Below are 586 nucleotides of genomic sequence, written 5' to 3'. Positions count from 1 at the left end.
GTGACCAGTACAGAAATGGGTGCATACCAACAAGCTTGTCCCGTTTATGACGTTCCGAACTAAGATCAGGAATGCTCAATCGCCTGGTCGGATAACATTGTGTAGGAGATTCTGATTGCGGGGACTTTAATCTGCTTGAGATTATCGCTCACCGACGAAACAGCTCGTCATGTGATCCTGTTCGTTGAAAATAGGCAAACCCGCCGTCAGTTTTCCAGATAACTAGCCAGTCACCCGCATTTGCAACGTGGCACTCATTGCTGCCATCCCACTCGCCAGAGAGCCTGTGCATCCGGTGCCTGCGTTTTAGGATTTCAATAGATTCCTGCGTATTGTCCAAAACCAGATCAACCACAGATTCCAGTTCTGCAAGGTCCCATTGCCGCTTGATGACCTTCTTTTTCAGATCTCTGCTGAATGCCGAGGTGAACTTCGCCTGTAGACGCCTGCTCATGCCAAGGCTGCTTCGATAAGATCGCGGCCAGTCATATAGCTTTCGCTACTGCCCGAGGCAATCATTTCCCGAGTCTCGCGGATAGCTCGGAGACTTTCCTCGTTTGGACGCTTGTAATCGAGAGACAAAGGA

1 protein-coding gene is annotated in these 586 nt (G+C 50.0%); it reads right to left on the bottom strand.

Annotated features, from left to right (window positions below):
• Nucleotides 1–148 precede the first annotated feature (148 nt).
• The gene (locus HMPREF1627_RS00960) at nucleotides 149–454 is read right to left on the bottom strand and encodes a type II toxin-antitoxin system YafQ family toxin (protein ID WP_081940728.1); all 306 of its coding nucleotides are present in this window, start codon (nucleotides 452–454) and stop codon (nucleotides 149–151) included.
• Between the last annotated feature and the right edge of the window lie 132 nt (nucleotides 455–586).

This window comes from Actinomyces sp. S6-Spd3 (assembly GCF_000758755.1).
In the GTDB taxonomy this organism is placed as follows: domain Bacteria; phylum Actinomycetota; class Actinomycetes; order Actinomycetales; family Actinomycetaceae; genus Pauljensenia.
Note: the sequence above shows the minus strand (reverse complement) of the source record. Positions and strands in the feature narration are given on the sequence as shown.

Excerpts from the sequence above, each read along its gene's own strand:
- HMPREF1627_RS00960 (WP_081940728.1), bottom strand. The coding sequence starts at position 454 with ATGAGCAGGCGTCTACAGGCGAAGTTCACCTCGGCATTCAGCAGAGAT.